Origin of the sequence: Bacillus sp. AP50 (genome assembly GCF_040492675.1) — a bacterium.
GTDB classification, from domain to species: domain Bacteria; phylum Bacillota; class Bacilli; order Bacillales; family Bacillaceae_G; genus Bacillus_A; species Bacillus_A cereus.
In genome coordinates this window covers 1-1,235 of the sequence record NZ_JBEUTW010000784.1, presented here as the reverse complement: position 1 = coordinate 1,235, position 1,235 = coordinate 1, and the positions used below count along the sequence as shown (strand labels likewise).

The window sequence follows — 1,235 nt, the reverse complement described above, 5'->3', positions numbered from 1 at the left end:
TTAATGGAGAGAGCTCCCTTTAATTGATAAATTAGGCTAATTAAAATCATATGCTCTTTTGAATACTTTTTATTTTTGATAGGGATGAATAGTTTCCCTTTTGCGTAATTATTAATCATCGTTTTTGTTAATACTTTTTCATCATCAGTTCTCGTTGTATCTGCATAAGTATTCTCAAATAGTTGGACAACTTGGTCTACATATAAGTCAACATTTGGAATATCCTCAAGTTTAATGTTTTTTTCTAAATGTAATGTCTTAAGTAATTCATTTATATTTTCCACGTAGAATCCCTCACTTTTATAACTTAGTGGAACTTAATGTTTAATATATCTTTAAATATGGTATTACGAAACAAATGAATTGTAAATGTTGACCTTAAAAAGAAATGTGTATATAATTACATGTAGTTATTGAAACTACATGTAATTATATGAGGGGTGTTATTATGAATACTTATGTAAGGGAACCAGTTAATGCATTTACTCACTTAGGTGGAGCGATATTATCATTTATTGCGTTATTAGCTATGCTTGTGAAAGTTTCTATCAAGATGCCATCATTTGCTGCAATTACAGCTGTTATTTTGTTTGGTATTGGAATGATGGTCCTTTATACGGCGTCAGCTGTATATCATAGTGTTGTGGCCAATGAACGCGTTATATACTTCTTTAGGAAGCTAGATCATTCTATGATTTTTATATTAATTGCAGGTACATATGCACCCTTTTGCTTAATTACATTAAATTCAGCAAGTGGTTTGCTATTATTTTGTTTAGTCTATGCAACTGCGATTTGTGGCATTGTATTTAAAATGTTTTGGTTTAATTGTCCAAGGTGGTTATCGACAGCAATTTATATTACGATGGGTTGGTTAATTGTTTTATTCTTTGCACCGTTAGCTGAGAATTTAAGTACAGGAGGCATTATTTTCTTAGTACTTGGGGGCATTTTTTATACAATTGGTGGATTTATTTATGGAACAAAGCCAAAATGGTTAGAGTTTAAATACATGGGGCATCATGAAATTTTTCATGTTTTTGTATTATTAGGTAGTCTTGCGCATTTTCTAAGTGTATATTGTTACGTAATTTAATAAAAAAACGTCACATAATTTTTATTATGTGGCATTTTTTTATTACCTGATTAGAATCGTATATGTTATAAAATTATTATGGGATAAAATGTAAGTTTCTGTGTTCGCATGTTAAACATAGGATAAGAAATATGTGATA

At 29.6% G+C, this 1,235-nt stretch carries 2 protein-coding genes; one reads left to right on the top strand and one right to left on the bottom strand.

Features of this window, described 5'->3' with window-relative positions; translation table 11 throughout:
- A partial coding sequence (locus tag ABWK52_RS29470; RefSeq protein ID WP_353772387.1) for a DUF1836 domain-containing protein occupies positions 1 to 284 on the bottom strand: 284 nt, incomplete at its 3' end.
- A gap of 164 nt (positions 285 to 448) precedes the next feature.
- Between ABWK52_RS29470 and trhA the strand changes: the two genes are divergently transcribed.
- Positions 449 to 1,096, top strand: coding sequence for a PAQR family membrane homeostasis protein TrhA (gene trhA, locus ABWK52_RS29465; protein ID WP_001099728.1), 648 nt, complete (start codon positions 449 to 451; stop codon positions 1,094 to 1,096).
- The last annotated feature ends 139 nt before the right edge of the window (positions 1,097 to 1,235 follow it).

What these genes read in the sequence shown, in the direction of transcription:
- trhA (WP_001099728.1), top strand. Translation starts at nt 449, where the DNA reads ATGAATACTTATGTAAGGGAACCAGTTAATGCATTTACTCACTTAGGT.